The following is a 14,813-nucleotide window of genomic DNA, read 5'->3' on the forward strand; positions in this document are numbered from 1 at the left end:
ATCCATTGTGCCACGTATTGACAATCCTCGATAGATGCGCGACAGTCGCCATATTGAAGATTTTCGATTTGAGGAGAGTGTGATGTCCGAGCTTCCCGTCGTCGTCATCGGAGCGGGCCCGCAGGGGCTCGCCACCGCGGCGCATCTCGTCGAACGCGAGCAGGACGTGATCGTGGTCGAGTGCGGGCGCGGTCCTGCCGCCGCCGTCTCCGAATGGGGACACGTCCGCCTGTTCTCGGCGTGGCCGGAGCTCACGGATGCCGCCGCCCGTCGGCTGCTCGAGCCGACCGGGTGGACCGCGCCCGTCGCGGGATATCCCACCGGCGCGGAGTGGGTCAGCGCCTACCTCGCGCCTCTCGCAGAGGTCCTCGATGAGTGGATCCGCTACGAGACGACTGTCACCGGAGTCGCTCGGCAGGGCCGCGACAAGGTCGTGGACGGAGGGCGGCGGAGTCAGCCGTTCGTGGTGCACACCGTCGATGCCGACGGCCGGGAATCCCGCCTCCTCGCTCGTGCCGTCATCGACGCGAGCGGCACCTGGGCGCTTCCCAATCCGGCAGGCGCCGACGGCTTCCCCGCGATCGGGGAGTCCGCGTCGAGCCGACTGATCTCGTATCGCATCCCGGCGGAAGTCTCGGAGCTCGCGGGCGCGCATGTGGTCGTGGTGGGATCAGGGCACTCCGCCACGCACACCGTCCTCCGGTTGAGTGAGATGGCGCGACGGAACCCGGGCACGCGGGTGACCTGGGCGCTGCGCCGGGGGAGCACCGCGAACATCTTCGGAGGGGGCGCCGGAGACGATCTGCCGGAGCGGGCCGTGCTGGGCTCTCGTGCGCGCACGGTGATCGATGACGGGGCCGTGGATCTCGTCGCCGGATTCCGTGTCGCCGAGTTCCGCCAGGATGGATCCGGTCTGACGATCCTCGCTGAGGACGGGCGTGAGATCACCGGGGTCGGACGCGTGTTCGCGCTCACCGGGTTCCGGCCCGATACGGAGATCCTCCGAGAAGTGCGGGTCGATCTCGATCCGTCGCTCGAGGCCGTCGCCGGCATCGCATCCGAGATCGACCCGAACATCCACTCCTGCGGGTCCGTGGGGGCGACCGGCGCGAGAGAGCTCACGCACCCGGAACCCGGGCTCTTCATCGTCGGGGCGAAGTCCTACGGCCGGGCGCCGACCTTCCTCGCGATGACCGGATACGAGCAGGTGCGCAGCGTCGTCGCCCATCTCGTGGGCGATCAGGAGGCGGCGGCTCGCAACGAACTGGTCCTCCCGGCCACCGGAGTGTGCGGGGGATCCGGTGATTTCGATGCTGCTGCGGGTGGGTGCTGTGCCGCTCCCTCCGTGCTGCAGATCGGCGCGCCACCACTCAGCCGATCACGTCACGTCGCTGCAGCGCCCATGCGCTCCCCGCGATGAACGCGAGGCTCAGCGCCCACAGGACGATTGCTCCGCTCGGGCTGAGCCCCTCGGCGAGCGGAGGCTGGTGGAAGGCCCAGGAGTAGGGCGAGATCGTGCGCAGCCATTCGACCGCCTCGACCTGGTTGGCAATGGCGTTGAAGGCGTATCCGGCGAGCGCGATGCCCGCACCCGCTGCCATCGCCCAGGAGCGGCGACCGACCAGTGCGCCGATGAACAGCGCGGTGCTCCCCGCCAGCGCGGTGAGCCCGACGAAGACGACCGTGGCATCGACGATGTGGATCGGGGTGATGTCGAGTGTGGCGGAGTCGTTGAGCAGCGCGACGACCGCCCCGGCGAAGACGCCCAACCAGGCGAGCCTGACCAGGATCGCGGCGGCGGACTCCAGTGCATACCGCGCACGCCCGACCCCGTGAGCGAGATCGAGTTCGAGTCGGCCGGACTCCTCCGCGCCGGCGATGGCGCCCGCGCCCCAGGACGTGGCGGCGATGGTCAACAGCAGGAAGCCGATGAGCCCGTAGAACGTGCCCTGCGCGTATCCCGCACCGGTACCGATCTGGTCGTAGCCGAGTGCTCCGACCAGCTCGGGCGGGAGGCTGTCGATGATCTGCTGCATCTGGCCGTTGCCGCCGATGCTGGGGAAGAGTGGCAGGTACATGAACAGCACGGCGGCGACGCCGATGGTCCAGCCCAGGGTCCCGCGCCAGTCCTCGCGGAGGGAGCGCCGGAAGACGGGGAGTGCATCACGCATCGCGACCACCTTCCTCCGACTGCGAGGGTTCGCCGTAGAGCCTCAGCACGGACTCTTCCAGGTCTGGTTCCTCGATCGCCAGGTCGATGACGCGGTGATGGGCGAGCACCTTCACCAGCGGATCGATGTCGCCTTCGACGGTGGCGCTCACGCGCACGGTCTCGGCCGCGCCGCGCACCTCGAGATCCGTGACCTGCGGCAGCGCGCCGAGCTGCTCGCGGATCGTCGACTCGTCCGTCGCGAGGAGGCCGGCCCGCACTCGACGGACGGCCCCCAGTCGCAACGACGCCACGTCGCCTTCCGCGACGACCTTCCCCTGACTGAGGACGGCGACGACGTCGGCCGTCTGTTGGATCTCGCTGAGGACGTGTGAGCTCAGCAGCACGGTCTGGCCCCGATCCCTCGCGTCGGTGATGAGGTGGAGGAACTCGCGCTGCACGAGGGGATCGAGTCCGCTGGTCGGCTCGTCCAGCACCAGCAGCGGCGGCTCATGCATGAAGGCCTGGACGACACCGAGCTTCTGCTTGTTGCCCTTCGAGAGCGCGTGCACCGGGCGGCTCAGATCGAGGTCGAGTCGGTCCGCGAGCTCGCCGATCATGCCGGGCCTCACGGGTCCGGACACCTCGGCGTAGAAGTCCAGCATGCGCCGTCCGGTCGCTCGGCCGTCGAGTCGGAGTTCGCCCGGGATGAACCCGATGCGCCGTCGAAGGGCAGGGCCTCCCCGGCGCGGGTCTTCTCCCAGGACCCGGATGGTCCCCTCGGTGGGGCGGATGATGTCGAGGATCATGCGCAGCGTCGTGGTCTTGCCTGCGCCGTTGGGGCCGATCAGGCCGAACACGGTGCCGGGCTCGATGCTCAGATCCAGGGAGTCGACGGCCGTGTGCCGGCCGTATCGCTTGCGGAGGCGGGTCAGTTCGATGGCAGGGGTCATTTCCCTGCTCCTTTCGGATGGGTGGAGAGGAATCGGGTTCGGGCTTCGCGTCAGCGCGGCGGATCCGGATCCTGATTCGGGTCGTTCTCTCCTTTGTCGGACCGAGGGCCGCTGCGTCTGGACAGTGCTTCCTTGGCGGCGACGAGCAGCCGGTCGTCGGCGTAGAGGCCGTGCGTGTACAGCTCCAGGACGGGGATGGTCGAGCGTTCCAGCAGGGAGGTCGTCAGCGTGGTCTCACCGAAGGCGCGGGCGAGTTGGCGTCGCAGGATGACGGGGCCGAGGCCGTAGAGCGTCATGTACACGGCGGTCGCTTCGAGGTCGGATTGTGGGCGCATCGTCCCCTCGGCGATCTGCTCGCGCAGCATCTCCCTGGTGCTGGAGAGGAACGTGTCGAAGAGCCGGTCGGACGCGCCGGAGTCGTCGACGAGCATCCGAGCGAGGTAGTCCAGACCGGCGTTGCGCTCCTCCAGCGAGTCCAGGGCCTGGCGCATCAGCCGGGAGGCGTCAGCGCCGGTCATGCCGTCGCGCTCGGCGACGAACTCGTTCACGACGTGGGCGTCGCACACTTCCCTCAGCCCCTCTTTGCTGCCGAAGTGGTGGAGGATGAGCGCCGGGCTCACGCCGGCATCCTGCGCGATCTGTCGCACGCTCGTGCTCGCGAAACCCTGCTGGCCGAACCGCGATATCGCGGCGTCGCGAATGCGGGCGCGTGTCGTGAGATCCTCGGCTGCTGAACGCATAGTCAGGATGCTAAACGGTTGTTCAGTCACGCGCAAGAGGTGGTTGCATGCCAGTGGTGTTAGTGACTAACATCACTGGCATGGCCCGCACCTCCGCCACCGCCGAACGCCTGCGGGCGTCTGCCCTGCGATTGTTCTCCGAGCACGGTTTCGACGACGTCACGGTCGAGCAGATCGCCCGCGATGTCGGGGTGTCGCACATGACCTTCTTCCGGCACTTCCCGACGAAGGAGGACGCGATCCTCGACGATCCCTATGATCCGTTCATCGCGGAGGCGGTGGCGGCACAACCCGCCGACCTGCCCTCCGTGGAGCGGGTGCGAAGGGGCCTGTTGCGCGCGTGGGATTCCGTGCCGGCGGCGACCCCGGAGGAGACGCGCACCCGAGTGACGATCATCGCGGGTCACCCGCGGCTACGTGCCAGGGCCTGGCAGAACACGCAGCAGACGGAATCCCTCATCGTCGAGGCCCTGACCGCTCAGGGGACGCCGAGGCGCGAGGCGGTCGTCGCCGCGGGCGCCTGTCTGGGGGCAGTGATGGCGGCGCTTCTGGAGTGGGGGTCGGAAGCGTCCGATGCACCCCTCGGCCCGACGATCGTCGATGCGCTCGGCCTGCTCGCCACCGGGGCGAAGCCGTGACCGCGACGAGAGCGCTGCCGGTGATGATCGCCGCCCGGCAGGTGCACAAGCGGTACGGAGACGAGGTCGCGCTGCGCGGGGTGAGCCTCGACGTGCACGGCGGCAGCATCCACGCGCTCGTCGGCTTGAACGGGGCGGGAAAGACCACGCTCATGCGCTCGATGCTGGACATGATCCGCCTCGATGCCGGACGGGTGAGTATCCGGTGCGAGGACGACCTGGTCCCGGTGGAGAGGCTGCCGCGACCGGAATGGCGTCACGTCGGCCACATGATCGAGACGCCCTTCACCTACGCGGAACTCACGGTCACGGAGACGATCGTCGCTGCGGCCCGACTGCACGGGGTGTCGCGTGCGGATGCTCCGAAGGCCGCGCAGGCCATGATCGATCAGCTCGAACTCGGTCAGTGGGCGCATCGGAGAACGCACTCCCTGTCGCTCGGGAACAGGCAGCGCCTGGGGCTGGCCGGCGCGCTGGCACATCGACCCCGGCTGCTGATCCTCGATGAGCCGGCCAACGGTCTCGACCCCGCAGGCGTGCACGTCGTCCGCAGGATGCTGCAGCAGGCCGCGGCGAGCGGTGCCGCGATCCTGATCTCGAGCCATCACCTCGACGAGATGGCCCGCATCGCCGACACCATCAGCGTGATGCACCGCGGGTCGCTCATCGGAACCCTCCCGCCACAGGGAATCGACATCGAACGGCAGTTCTTCGACATGGTCTCCGTCCAGGACGGCGTCGACGGGGGAGGAGCAGGATGAGGGCTGCGCTCGCCGTGGAATGGATCAAGTTCCGCAGGGCGACGACGGTGCGTGTCGCGACCGTCCTCATCACGCTCCTCGTCCCCGCGATGAGTGCGGGTTTCCTCGTCGTGGTGCGTTCCGACTCGGACGGCGCGCTCGCGATCAAGGCTGCGGCACTCCTCACCGATGTGGGGTGGACGGGCATCACCGGTTTCTCGGCGCAGATCATGTCGGTGGGCGCCCTGCTCGCGGTCGGCGTCGTCGTCGCCTGGGTGTTCGGACGGGAGTTCACCGATCGCACGTTCGGGGCGCTCTTCGCCGCTCCGACGTCTCTCGGCGCCCTCGCCTCCGCCAAGATGCTCATCACGATGGTGTGGGGCGTCCTCGTATCGGGTGTCGCCGCGACGCTCACCCTCGTGGCCGGCGCGCTGATCAGACTCGGTATCCCCGACGCGGACGCCGTGGCCGGGGCGGGGCGGATCGCCGTCGTCGGAGCGCTCACCGTCGTGCTCACGCTGCCGCTGGCACTGGTCGCCAGCGCTGCCCGGGGCTATCTCCCCGCGATCTCCGCGCTGCTCGCCGTGGTCGTGATCACGCAGGTCGTTGTTGCGCTGGGCGCCGGGGCGTGGTTCCCGTATGCCGCTCCCGGCATGTGGTCCGGGTTGGGCGGCGCGAGTCTCGCCGAAGCGGTCACACCGCTCCAATTGCTCCTCGCGCTGCCGATCGGAGCAGTCTCGGCCGCCGCGACCTGGTGGTGGTGGCAGACGGCCGAGGCGCGGTGACGCCACGGCGTCCGAGGCTCAGGTCTCAGCGTCCGCAGCGTCGAGTCGGCGGTACCGGCGGTTGCGGATGCCGAGGAGCACCGAGGCGGCGAGGGCCGCGACGACGGATGCCGTGAGGATGGCGACCTTGGCGTGGTCGTGGTGCTCACTGCCGGCGGCGAAGCTCAGCTCCGCGACCAGGAGGGAGACCGTGAACCCGATCCCGGCGAGAAGGCCGACACCGACGATGTCCATCCACCGCAGTGAGGGATCGAGGTTGATGCGCCGGATCCTGGTGATGATCCAGGTCGCCGCCGTGATGCCGAGGGGCTTTCCGACCACGAGGGCCACGACGATCCCGACGACGACGGGGTCCGTGAAGGCCGAGACGAAACCTTCGCCTCCACCGATCGCGACGCCGGCGGAGAAGAACGCGAACACCGGTACCGCGAACCCTGCGGACAACGGACGGAAGCGGTGCTCGAACACCTCGGCGAGACCAGGCCCCGAGTCGGGTCCTCGGTCGGCCTTCTTGTGGAGTACCGGGATGGTGAAGCCGAGCAGCACGCCCGCGATCGTCGCGTGGACGCCGGACGCGTGGACCAGTGCCCAGGCGACGAGGCCGATCGGCAGGAGGATGAGCCAGGCCGCAGTGGGGCGCAGGTGGAAGAAGTCGCGATACCGCTGGGCGATCACGCCATAGACCGCGATCACGACGAGGGCGAGCACGAGGGGGAGGACCTCGATCGTCTCGGTGTAGAACAGCGCGATGATGCCGATCGCGATCAGGTCGTCGACCACCGCGAGGGTGAGCAGGAAGATGCGCAGCGCGCTCGGCAGGTGGGATCCGATGATGGCGAGCACAGCGACGGCGAACGCGATGTCGGTCGCCGTCGGGATCGCCCACCCGTGTGCGGCTTCCGGCGAGCCTGCCACCACGGCGAGGTAGATCACCGCGGGCACGATCACGCCGCCCACTGCAGCGACGATCGGAACCACAGCGGTGCTGAACCTGCGCAGATCGCCGGCCACGAACTCCCGCTTGAGCTCGAGACCGACGAGGAAGAAGAAGATCGCGAGCAGGCCGTCCGCGGCCCAGGCGCCGAGACTCAGACGCAGATGCCAGGGCTCGTATCCGATCTCGAAGTCGCGCAGCGCGAAGTACGACTCCGCCCAGGGCGAGTTCGCCCAGAGCAGCGCGATCGCGGCGAGCGACACGAGGAGGATGCCGCCGACGGTCTCCTTGCGCAGGATCTCGCCGATGCGGCGGGACTCGTCGCGGGAGGAGGAGGGGAAGACGGCGCGGACTTTGGCGAGTCGCGGGGAGGGCTTGACCATGCGGGAGCTTTCGGGTCGATGAGCGTGTGTTCGTCGACCAGGCTTCCCGACACTCCGCCTCCCAGCTTACCCGAACGGTGGAAGCCGGCGTGCGTACCCAGGAGCCTTCCCGGGGCGCGCAGCCCCGTGTCGCCACCCGTTTCCGCGTCCGACCGCTGCTGTACTGTGAATGGTCGGTGCGCCGGGAGTCGGCTCGGCGACCCGACAAGGAGCCCGTGGTGACCACCAGTCAGCCGAACGTCCGGACCGCGCGATTGTGGGCGCCGATCCGCTGGATCGCCGACTTCCCCCGTCGTTCGCCGGCCCGTGCGTCGATCGCGGTGTTCGTGCTCGCGGCCGTGCTCTTCACCGCGCTGTTGCGCCTGCCGTTCGCCGCGGCGGACGGTGTCGCCGCGCCGTGGGAGGATGCGACGTTCACCGCGTCGTCCGCCGTGACCGTGACGGGGCTGACCTCCGTCGACACCGGGACGTCCTGGTCGCTGTTCGGGCACATCGTGATCCTGCTCGCCATCCAGACCGGCGGGCTCGGCATCGTGACCGTCGCGCTGCTGCTCACCCAGGCCGTCACGCGCAGGCTGGGGCTGGGCGGACGCGTCTTCGCCCAGCAGGTGATGGGGGCGACGCCCCTGGGCGACGTCAAGCGGCTCCTCAAGATCGTCGTGCTGACCACGTTCATCATCGAGGGTGCGCTCTGCGCGCTGTTGCTGCCGGCGTTCATCGTCGAGGACGGCTGGGTGCGAGGCCCGTGGCACGCCCTGTTCTACAGCATCTCGGCCTTCAATAACGCCGGGTTCGTCCTCGATCCCGGCGGTCTCGCGGTCTACAGCCACAACGTCTGGATCATGGGGGTGCTCATGGTCGGCGTGATCGCGGGCAGCCTGGGATTCCCGGTGTACCTCGCCGTCATCGCTCATCTGTGGGGGCGCGGACGGTGGTCGCTGCACACCAAGCTGACCGTCACGACGACCCTCGTGCTGTTCCTGGTCGGCGCGGTCAGCTGGGGGGCGAGCGAGTGGAACAACACCGCGACCATCGGCACCCTGAATCCGCTCGATCGGATCCTCCATGCGCTGTTCGCGTCGACGATGATGCGCTCCGGGGGGTTCGCGATCGTCGACACGGAGCAGTCCACCTCGACGACCCTCCTTCTCACGGACGCGCTCATGTTCGTCGGCGGCGGTTCGATCTCGACCGCCGGGGGTATCAAGGTCACCACGCTCGCCGTGCTGTTCCTCGCCATCGTCGCCGAGGCCCGAGGCACCAGGGACATCGCGATCTTCGAACGACGACTCCCCGAGAGCGTTCTCCGTGTCGCGATCTCCGTCACCTTCCTCGGGGCGTCCCTCGTCCTCGCGGGGACGGTGCTCCTCACCCTCACGAACAAGGCGCCGCTCGACCACATCCTGTTCGAGGTCATCTCCGCGTTCGCGACCTGTGGGCTTTCGGTCGGACTGTCCGCCGACCTCGACCCCTTCGGCAAGTTCGTCCTGTCCGCACTCATGCTCGCGGGACGAGTGGGCCCCATCGGTCTCGCCGCCGCCCTCGCCGTGCGACAGCGCACCGAGCACTTCACCTATCCCACCGACCGTCCGATCCTCGGGTAGTCGCCGACACGCCTGAGCGCGATGAGGCGTCCGGTGCATCCGGCCTAGACTTCCGTGCAAGCCCGCAGGTCGGGCCGGAGAGCCGGGAAGCCTGGTCGGCACCACTCTTCGACGACCGGAAGACCTGATGCACACCACGATCGCGTACAGGGGCGACATCGCAGACGCCCATCCCTCGCCGTCCGCCGCGCCCGAGGTGACCGACGCGCGCTGTCTCGTGTGGTCGATCGACCTGGCCGGCGTCGAACGCCGTCGCGAGGCGGGACGCCTGCTGCGTGCGGGGGCGGCCGAGGCGCTCGCGGCCAGCGGCGCGTACGGAGACCTGAGGCACCTCGTCCTCACCTATCGCGGCCCCGACGCGAGGCGTCGATCGCTGCGCTTCACTGCCCGGGGCATCGCACGGCGGCTGCACAGCGAGCTCGAACGAACGCGGGGGCGCTACGTCGACGTCGTCGTCATCGACCTGTCAGGGATCGATCGTCGCGGGCTGCTCGCGCAGCGCGTCGACGAGCTCGCGAGTACCGGCCGGGGGATCGTCGGGTACGCCGCCATCCCCTGGGAGGACCTGCGCGGCGAGAGCATCCGCGACACCTGCACGCGCGACGTCATCTAGCGGGGCGCGGCGGGCTCTCGGCCGCCGAGAACTGCGCGAGCTGGGCGAGGAATTCGTCCGCCATCCCCACCTGGTTCGCGAGTCGTTCGCGCCGGGCTGTCGCTTCCTGTCGAAGCGCGCTGAGCCGCTCCTGGAGATTTTCGCTGTCCGGCTCGTCGGCGAGGGCGTCGACCACGTCCAGGACCGCCCGCATCTCATCCAGCGTGTAGCCGAGCGGCTTCATCCGTCGGACGATCATGAGGCGGCCGACGTCTTTCGGGGTGTAGAGCCGGAAGCCGCCGTCCGTGCGGCCGGTCGGGGTCACTAGCCCGACATCCTCGTAGTGACGGAGGGTGCGGAAGGACAACGACGTCTGGTCGGCGACCTCGCCGATGCGCATCGTCTCTTCGTGCTCCACAGATCGGCGTCCTTTCCCTGACTCGACAGCAAACCTCACGTTACGTTAGAGTCTGCGTGCGCGCATTTCTGCGCATCCCCCATTCTTCCGTGCCGAGCTCCGTGGCGCATGCGCACGGTCCGTGCGCGCCGTCCGCTCCTTCGCAAGCCCCTCCAGGAGAGCACATGACTGCTGTCGTCCCCGCCCCGGAACGCCCGTCTCGCTACCGCATCGAACCCACCGTCATGCAGGCGCTGCGGAACCCGCGTCTGCTCACCCGTGAGGTCCTCGCCGGGCTCGTCGTGGCCCTCGCGCTGATCCCCGAGGCGATCGCCTTCTCGATCATCGCCGGGGTCGACCCCCGGGTCGGCCTCTTCTCCTCGTTCGTGATGGCCGTCGCGATCTCCTTCCTCGGCGGACGCCCCGCGATGATCACGGCGGCCACGGGGGCCGTCGCCCTGGTGATCGCGCCGGTCGCGCGGGAGTACGGGATGGACTACTTCATCGCCACCGTGCTCCTCGGCGGAGTCATCCAGATCGGCCTCGCCCTGCTCGGCGTCGCCAAGCTCATGCGATTCATCCCCCGCTCGGTGATGGTGGGTTTCGTGAACGCGCTGGCGATCCTGATCTTCACCGCGCAGCTGCCCCAGCTCTGGGACGTGCCGTGGCTGGTGTATCCCCTCGTCGCCGTGGGCCTCGCCATCCTGTTCCTCATGCCGCGCATCACCAAGGTCGTGCCGGCCCCGCTGGTCACGATCGTGCTGCTCACGGGCGCCGTCGTCGTGTTCGGGTGGACCGTGCCGAACGTGGGGGATCAGGGTGAGCTTCCCCAGAGCCTGCCCGAGCTGTTCATCCCGAACGTCCCCTTCACCCTCGAAACGCTCGGGATCATCGGCCCGTTCGCTCTCGCCATGGCGGCGGTCGGCCTGCTCGAGACGCTCATGACCGCCAAGCTGGTCGACGACATCACGGACACCCACTCGCGCAAGACCCGTGAGGCCTGGGGCCTGGGCGTCGCGAACGTGCTCTCCGGAGCCTTCGGCGGGATGGGCGGATGCGCCATGATCGGCCAGACCATGATCAACGTGAAGGCGTCCGGTGCGCGCACGCGCATCTCGACGTTCCTCGCCGGTGTCTTCCTGCTCATCCTCGTGCTCGCACTCGGCGACGTGGTGGCGGTGATCCCGATGGCGGCCCTCGTCGCCGTGATGATCCTCGTCTCGATCTCGACCTTCGACTGGCACAGCATCCGCCCGTCGACGCTGCGCCGCATGCCGAAGAGCGAGACCGCCGTCATGGTGATCACCGTCGCCGCGACCGTCTGGACCCACAACCTCGCGATCGGTGTCGTCCTCGGAGTGCTCACGGCGATGATCATGTTCGCCCGGCGGGTTGCGCACTTCGTCACGGTGACCCGCACCGTCGCCCCGTCGGAGTCGGGGGACATCGCGCACTACGAGGTCGTCGGGGAGCTGTTCTTCGCCTCGAGCAACGACCTCACGACCCAGTTCGAGTACGCGGACGACCCCGAGCACGTGGTCATCGACATGACGCGCTCACACATCTGGGACGCCTCGACGGTGGCTGCGCTCGACGCGGTGGCCACGAAGTACGAGCGTCTCGGGAAGACGGCCAGCATCCAGGGTCTCAACGACACCGCAGCAGCGTTCCGTCGCCGTCTGAGCGGGAACCTCGGCGCCGGGCACTGAGCAGGGGCGCCCCCTATCCGGCCCGGCGACCCTCAGCGCCGACGAGCCCGGGGCAGGTCGATCGGACCCGTCACCGACAGCTCGTTCTCCCAGACCTCGATCCCGCGCACCCCGGGCAGTCGCGCCTGGGTGAAGACGGGATCCAGTCCCTCTCGTCGTTGCTGCGTGTAGTCCTTGAGGAGCTTGAAGGCGACGCCGGAGAGCAGAGCGATCGCGACGAGGTTCACGATCGCCATGAAGCCCATCGCGCCGTCGGCGAAGTTCCAGACGACGTCGGCCGAGACCAGCGCACCGGCGAACACCGCGGCGATCGCGAAGAGACGGTAGCCGAGCAGCACACCGCGGTTCGAGGTGATGAACTCGATGTTGGTCTGTCCGTAGTAGTAGTTGCCGAGGATCGAACTGAACGCGAGCAGGAAGATGATCACGATCAGCAGGATGTTCGACCAGCTCCCGAGGGCGCCGACGATCGCCCCCTGCGTCAAGTCGATGCCGCGCTCCGCGTTCGCGAGGTCGGGGACCGAGACGAGGATGATGAACGCGGTGATCGAGCACACGAGGAAGGTGTCGAAGTAGACGCCCAGCGTCTGCACGAGGCCCTGCTTGACGGGGTGCGTCACGGCGGCACTCGCGCCGGCGTTCGGCGCCGAGCCGAGGCCGGCTTCGTTGGAGAACATGCCGCGCTTGACGCCGGTGAGGATGATGTAGCCGAGCGCGGCCCCGACGATCTCGTTCGGCCCGAAGGCCTGGGTGAAGATCAGGGAGAACACTTCGGGGAGTCGCTCGATGTGCATCGCCACGATCACCAGTCCGAGCAGCAGGTACAGCAGCGCCATGACCGGCACGAGCGTCTGGGTGACCGACGCGATCCGGCGCACGCCACCGAAGATGACCAGACCCATGAGCAGCGCGAGTGCCGCGCCGATGACGACGGGCAGCCAGGCGGCGGACTCGTCGCCGAAGCTCCCCGAGATGGTCGCCTTGATGGTGTTCGCCTGCAAGGAGCTGAAGGCGATGGGGAAGCAGATGATGAGGATGACGGCGAACAGCACGCCCATCCATCGGGCACCGAGTCCGCGCTGCATGTAGTACGCGGGCCCGCCCAGGAATCCGTCCTTGTCGCGCGTCTTGTACAGCTGCGCCAGGGACGACTCGATGAATGCGGATGCGCCGCCGATGAAGGCCATCAGCCACATCCAGAAGATCGCGCCGGGACCACCGATCGCGATCGCGGTTCCCACTCCGGCGATGTTGCCGACTCCCACTCGGGAGGCCGCGGAGATGGTGAAGGCCTGGAACGCGGAGACCGATTGCGGCTCGCCGGTGTCGGTGCGTGGCGTCCGATCCCTCAGGGTGCGGAACATCTCCGGGATCAACCGGAACTGCACGACGCCGGAGCGCACCGTGAAGTACAGGCCGAGGAGGACCACGATCGGCAGGACGAGCCACGTCCACAGGTTGTCGCCCCAGGTCAGCAGCCACTCATTCACAGCATCCATCCGCACAGTATGGCAGGGCGGCGACCCGCGATGTCACGGGCCGCCGCGGTTGCCCGCCGCTCAGCGCTTGAGGTTGGTGAGCTCCTGCAGCACCTCATCGCTGGTGGTGATGATGCGGGCGTTCGCCTGGAAACCGCGCTGAGCGACGATCAGGTTGGTGAATTCCTGCGACAGATCGACGTTCGACATCTCGAGTGCACCGCTGATGATGCCGCCCAGGCCCTCGGTTCCGGCCTCTCCCAGCGTCGGCTCCCCGGAGTTGCCACTGGGGCGGAACTGCGAGGATCCGGCCTTCTCGAGTCCGCCCGGGTTGACGAAGCCGGCCAGTGCGACACGAGCGAGCACCTCGGTGTCTCCGTTGCTGAAGGTACCGACGAGGCTGCCGTCGTTCAGGAGCGCGTACGAGCTCAGCGTGCCGGCCGGCTTGCCGTTCTGCTCCTTGATCGCGACATCGCTGACGTCCGCGAAGCCGGTGACCGCCGAGAGGTCGACCGTGACGCCCCCGGACACGATGGAGGACGCGGCCGTCTGCGCGCCGTCGGTGAATGCGAGGGCGGTGGTCGCGCCGCCGGGCTCGGTGACGTCCCAGCCCGTGGCGGTGCGGGTGAAGGTGAGACGTAGCGACGTGGCTGCGCCCTCGGCGTCGTAGGTCTTGATGTCGCGCACCAGCTGCTCGCCGACGGCGGCACCGGAGGGCAGGTTGCCGGTGACGCGGGCGGTGGTGGTGGCGGTGGCGGGGCTCAGGGCTCCGACGGGGAGCCGGATGTCGCCGATGCCCTGGCCGGGGACGATCGCGCCGTTCTGCGCCGTCCATCCCTGCACGAGCGCGCCGTCGGCAGAGACCAGCTTGCCGCTCGCGTCGAACGAGAACCCGCCGTTGCGGGTGTACAGGGTCTCGCCCCCGGAGCGCACGACGAAGAAGCCATCGCCCGCGATCATGAGGTTGGTCGGCACTCCGGTGGGCTGTGGGGCGCCGGAGGCGAAGTTCGTGCTGATTCCCGCGACCTGCACGCCGAGGCCGACCTGCGCGGGGTTCTGACCGCCGGAGGCCTGCTGCGGCATCATCGAGTTGCGGACGAGCTGCGAGAGCGAATCCTGGAACTGCACGGCCGAAGCCTTGAACCCGGTCGTGTTGACGTTGGCGATGTTGTTGCCCGTGACGTCGAGCATGGTCTGGTGCGAGCGCAGACCCGAGATTCCGGCGAAGAGGGAGCGGAGCATGGTGATGCCTTTCTGGGATGTGCGGGGCTGGTCAGGACTGGGGGCGGGGGACGAGGGAGACGCCGGAGACGGCATCGAGCGGGATGGACGCTTCGCCGATGGTCACGAGCGGGACCGGGCCGGCGTACGACACCGACGTGACGATGCCCTTCTGCGTGACACCCTCCTCGTCGACGTACTGCGCCTCGTGGCCGATCAGCGCGGCGGCCGTCTGGCGCATGCTGAGCGCGAAGTTCTCGGTCGACGTCGCGGAGAGTGCGGTGAGCTGCTCCATCGAGGCCAGCTGGGTGGTCTGCGAGATCATCTCGTTGGTGTTCATGGGGGAACTCGGGTCCTGGTTGGTGAGCTGCGTCACCAGCAGCTTCAGGAAGACCTCGGAGTCGAGCGTCTTCTTGCGCTCCGCCGGGGGCGTGGTGCTCCCGGTGTGCACCCCGGAAGCGGGGAGGGTGCCGGAAATCGGGTCGGTCAT

General features: G+C 68.6%; 15 protein-coding genes. 7 read left to right on the forward strand and 8 right to left on the reverse strand.

The genetic code is table 11. The features are described from left to right. Positions 1-82: 82 nt before the first annotated feature. On the forward strand, positions 83-1,420 hold the full coding sequence (locus tag LRQ07_RS04365; protein ID WP_256535945.1) for an NAD(P)-binding domain-containing protein: 1,338 nt from the start codon (positions 83-85) through the stop codon (positions 1,418-1,420). Here the strand turns inward: LRQ07_RS04365 and LRQ07_RS04370 are convergent. Genes LRQ07_RS04370 through LRQ07_RS04380 form a run of 3 tightly spaced genes read right to left on the reverse strand, consistent with a single transcriptional unit; the run spans position 1,371 to position 3,842 of the window. Further along, positions 1,371-2,171: an ABC transporter permease subunit gene (locus LRQ07_RS04370; protein WP_256535946.1), complete on the reverse strand. Its 801-nt coding sequence runs from the start codon at positions 2,169-2,171 to the stop codon at positions 1,371-1,373. The genes LRQ07_RS04365 and LRQ07_RS04370 overlap by 50 nt on opposite strands. Then, positions 2,164-3,102, reverse strand: a complete 939-nt coding sequence (locus tag LRQ07_RS04375) for an ABC transporter ATP-binding protein (RefSeq protein WP_047524801.1) — start codon at positions 3,100-3,102, stop codon at positions 2,164-2,166. Before LRQ07_RS04375 ends, LRQ07_RS04370 begins: the two co-directional genes overlap by 8 nt. Before the next feature lie 50 nt (positions 3,103-3,152). Further along, complete coding sequence (locus LRQ07_RS04380) at positions 3,153-3,842, reverse strand: TetR family transcriptional regulator (RefSeq protein ID WP_232762432.1); 690 nt, start codon at positions 3,840-3,842, stop codon at positions 3,153-3,155. Between the two features lie 80 nt (positions 3,843-3,922). On the opposite strand from LRQ07_RS04380, the gene LRQ07_RS04385 reads away from it, so the two are divergent. The 3 genes from LRQ07_RS04385 to LRQ07_RS04395 are packed head-to-tail and all read left to right on the forward strand — an operon-like array spanning position 3,923 to position 6,005. Further along, on the forward strand, positions 3,923-4,480 hold the full coding sequence (locus tag LRQ07_RS04385) for a TetR family transcriptional regulator (protein WP_166804704.1): 558 nt from the start codon (positions 3,923-3,925) through the stop codon (positions 4,478-4,480). After that, the gene (locus LRQ07_RS04390) at positions 4,477-5,241 is read left to right on the forward strand and encodes an ABC transporter ATP-binding protein (RefSeq protein ID WP_248539821.1); all 765 of its coding nucleotides are present in this window, start codon (positions 4,477-4,479) and stop codon (positions 5,239-5,241) included. The genes LRQ07_RS04385 and LRQ07_RS04390 overlap by 4 nt, the downstream gene beginning before the upstream one ends. After that, positions 5,238-6,005 (forward strand): ABC transporter permease, encoded by a 768-nt coding sequence (locus tag LRQ07_RS04395; RefSeq protein WP_256535947.1) that lies wholly within the window; start codon positions 5,238-5,240, stop codon positions 6,003-6,005. The genes LRQ07_RS04390 and LRQ07_RS04395 overlap by 4 nt, the downstream gene beginning before the upstream one ends. Positions 6,006-6,023: 18 nt before the next feature. Here the strand turns inward: LRQ07_RS04395 and nhaA are convergent, their stop codons facing one another. Next, the gene (nhaA, locus tag LRQ07_RS04400) at positions 6,024-7,322 is read right to left on the reverse strand and encodes a Na+/H+ antiporter NhaA (RefSeq protein WP_256535948.1); all 1,299 of its coding nucleotides are present in this window, start codon (positions 7,320-7,322) and stop codon (positions 6,024-6,026) included. A gap of 218 nt (positions 7,323-7,540) precedes the next feature. On the opposite strand from nhaA, the gene LRQ07_RS04405 reads away from it, so the two are divergent. Both LRQ07_RS04405 and LRQ07_RS04410 read left to right on the forward strand, forming a co-directional pair. Beyond that, positions 7,541-8,926 carry a TrkH family potassium uptake protein gene (locus LRQ07_RS04405; RefSeq protein ID WP_240740471.1) on the forward strand — a complete coding sequence of 462 codons (1,386 nt, stop codon included), beginning with the start codon at positions 7,541-7,543 and terminating at the stop codon, positions 8,924-8,926. A 127-nt stretch (positions 8,927-9,053) separates the two neighbouring features. Further along, entirely contained in the window at positions 9,054-9,539 is a 486-nt protein-coding gene (locus tag LRQ07_RS04410; protein ID WP_248569682.1) for a hypothetical protein, read from the forward strand. On the opposite strand, the gene LRQ07_RS04415 is transcribed toward LRQ07_RS04410, so the two are convergent. Then, the gene (locus LRQ07_RS04415) at positions 9,532-9,918 is read right to left on the reverse strand and encodes a MerR family transcriptional regulator (RefSeq protein ID WP_256536464.1); all 387 of its coding nucleotides are present in this window, start codon (positions 9,916-9,918) and stop codon (positions 9,532-9,534) included. The genes LRQ07_RS04410 and LRQ07_RS04415 overlap by 8 nt on opposite strands. A gap of 182 nt (positions 9,919-10,100) precedes the next feature. Between LRQ07_RS04415 and LRQ07_RS04420 the strand changes: the two genes are divergently transcribed. Then, the gene (locus LRQ07_RS04420; protein ID WP_256535950.1) at positions 10,101-11,624 is read left to right on the forward strand and encodes a SulP family inorganic anion transporter; all 1,524 of its coding nucleotides are present in this window, start codon (positions 10,101-10,103) and stop codon (positions 11,622-11,624) included. A 32-nt stretch (positions 11,625-11,656) separates the two neighbouring features. Here LRQ07_RS04420 and LRQ07_RS04425 read toward each other — a convergent pair whose 3' ends face one another. The 3 genes from LRQ07_RS04425 to LRQ07_RS04435 are packed head-to-tail and all read right to left on the reverse strand — an operon-like array spanning position 11,657 to position 14,813. Continuing rightward, positions 11,657-13,123, reverse strand: coding sequence for an alanine/glycine:cation symporter family protein (locus tag LRQ07_RS04425; protein WP_248569680.1), 1,467 nt, complete (start codon positions 13,121-13,123; stop codon positions 11,657-11,659). Between the two features lie 60 nt (positions 13,124-13,183). After that, positions 13,184-14,344, reverse strand: coding sequence for a flagellar hook protein FlgE (locus LRQ07_RS04430; protein ID WP_131491850.1), 1,161 nt, complete (start codon positions 14,342-14,344; stop codon positions 13,184-13,186). Positions 14,345-14,375: 31 nt separating this feature from the next. Next, positions 14,376-14,813 carry a flagellar hook assembly protein FlgD gene (locus LRQ07_RS04435; protein ID WP_153243660.1) on the reverse strand — a complete coding sequence of 146 codons (438 nt, stop codon included), beginning with the start codon at positions 14,811-14,813 and terminating at the stop codon, positions 14,376-14,378.

Origin of the sequence: Microbacterium sp. J1-1 (assembly GCF_024498615.1) — a bacterium.
In the GTDB taxonomy this organism is placed as follows: Bacteria; Actinomycetota; Actinomycetes; order Actinomycetales; family Microbacteriaceae; genus Microbacterium; species Microbacterium aurugineum.

Excerpts from the sequence above, each read along its gene's own strand:
- LRQ07_RS04415 (WP_256536464.1), bottom strand. The coding sequence starts at position 9,918 with ATGCGCATCGGCGAGGTCGCCGACCAGACGTCGTTGTCCTTCCGCACC.
- nhaA (WP_256535948.1), bottom strand. The coding sequence starts at position 7,322 with ATGGTCAAGCCCTCCCCGCGACTCGCCAAAGTCCGCGCCGTCTTCCCC.
- LRQ07_RS04435 (WP_153243660.1), bottom strand. The coding sequence starts at position 14,813 with ATGACCGACCCGATTTCCGGCACCCTCCCCGCTTCCGGGGTGCACACC.
- LRQ07_RS04365 (WP_256535945.1), top strand. The coding sequence starts at position 83 with ATGTCCGAGCTTCCCGTCGTCGTCATCGGAGCGGGCCCGCAGGGGCTC.
- LRQ07_RS04425 (WP_248569680.1), bottom strand. The coding sequence starts at position 13,123 with ATGGATGCTGTGAATGAGTGGCTGCTGACCTGGGGCGACAACCTGTGG.
- LRQ07_RS04370 (WP_256535946.1), bottom strand. The coding sequence starts at position 2,171 with ATGCGTGATGCACTCCCCGTCTTCCGGCGCTCCCTCCGCGAGGACTGG.
- LRQ07_RS04375 (WP_047524801.1), bottom strand. The coding sequence starts at position 3,102 with ATGACCCCTGCCATCGAACTGACCCGCCTCCGCAAGCGATACGGCCGG.
- LRQ07_RS04410 (WP_248569682.1), top strand. The coding sequence starts at position 9,054 with ATGCACACCACGATCGCGTACAGGGGCGACATCGCAGACGCCCATCCC.
- LRQ07_RS04420 (WP_256535950.1), top strand. The coding sequence starts at position 10,101 with ATGACTGCTGTCGTCCCCGCCCCGGAACGCCCGTCTCGCTACCGCATC.
- LRQ07_RS04430 (WP_131491850.1), bottom strand. The coding sequence starts at position 14,344 with ATGCTCCGCTCCCTCTTCGCCGGAATCTCGGGTCTGCGCTCGCACCAG.
- LRQ07_RS04385 (WP_166804704.1), top strand. The coding sequence starts at position 3,923 with ATGGCCCGCACCTCCGCCACCGCCGAACGCCTGCGGGCGTCTGCCCTG.
- LRQ07_RS04395 (WP_256535947.1), top strand. The coding sequence starts at position 5,238 with ATGAGGGCTGCGCTCGCCGTGGAATGGATCAAGTTCCGCAGGGCGACG.
- LRQ07_RS04380 (WP_232762432.1), bottom strand. The coding sequence starts at position 3,842 with ATGCGTTCAGCAGCCGAGGATCTCACGACACGCGCCCGCATTCGCGAC.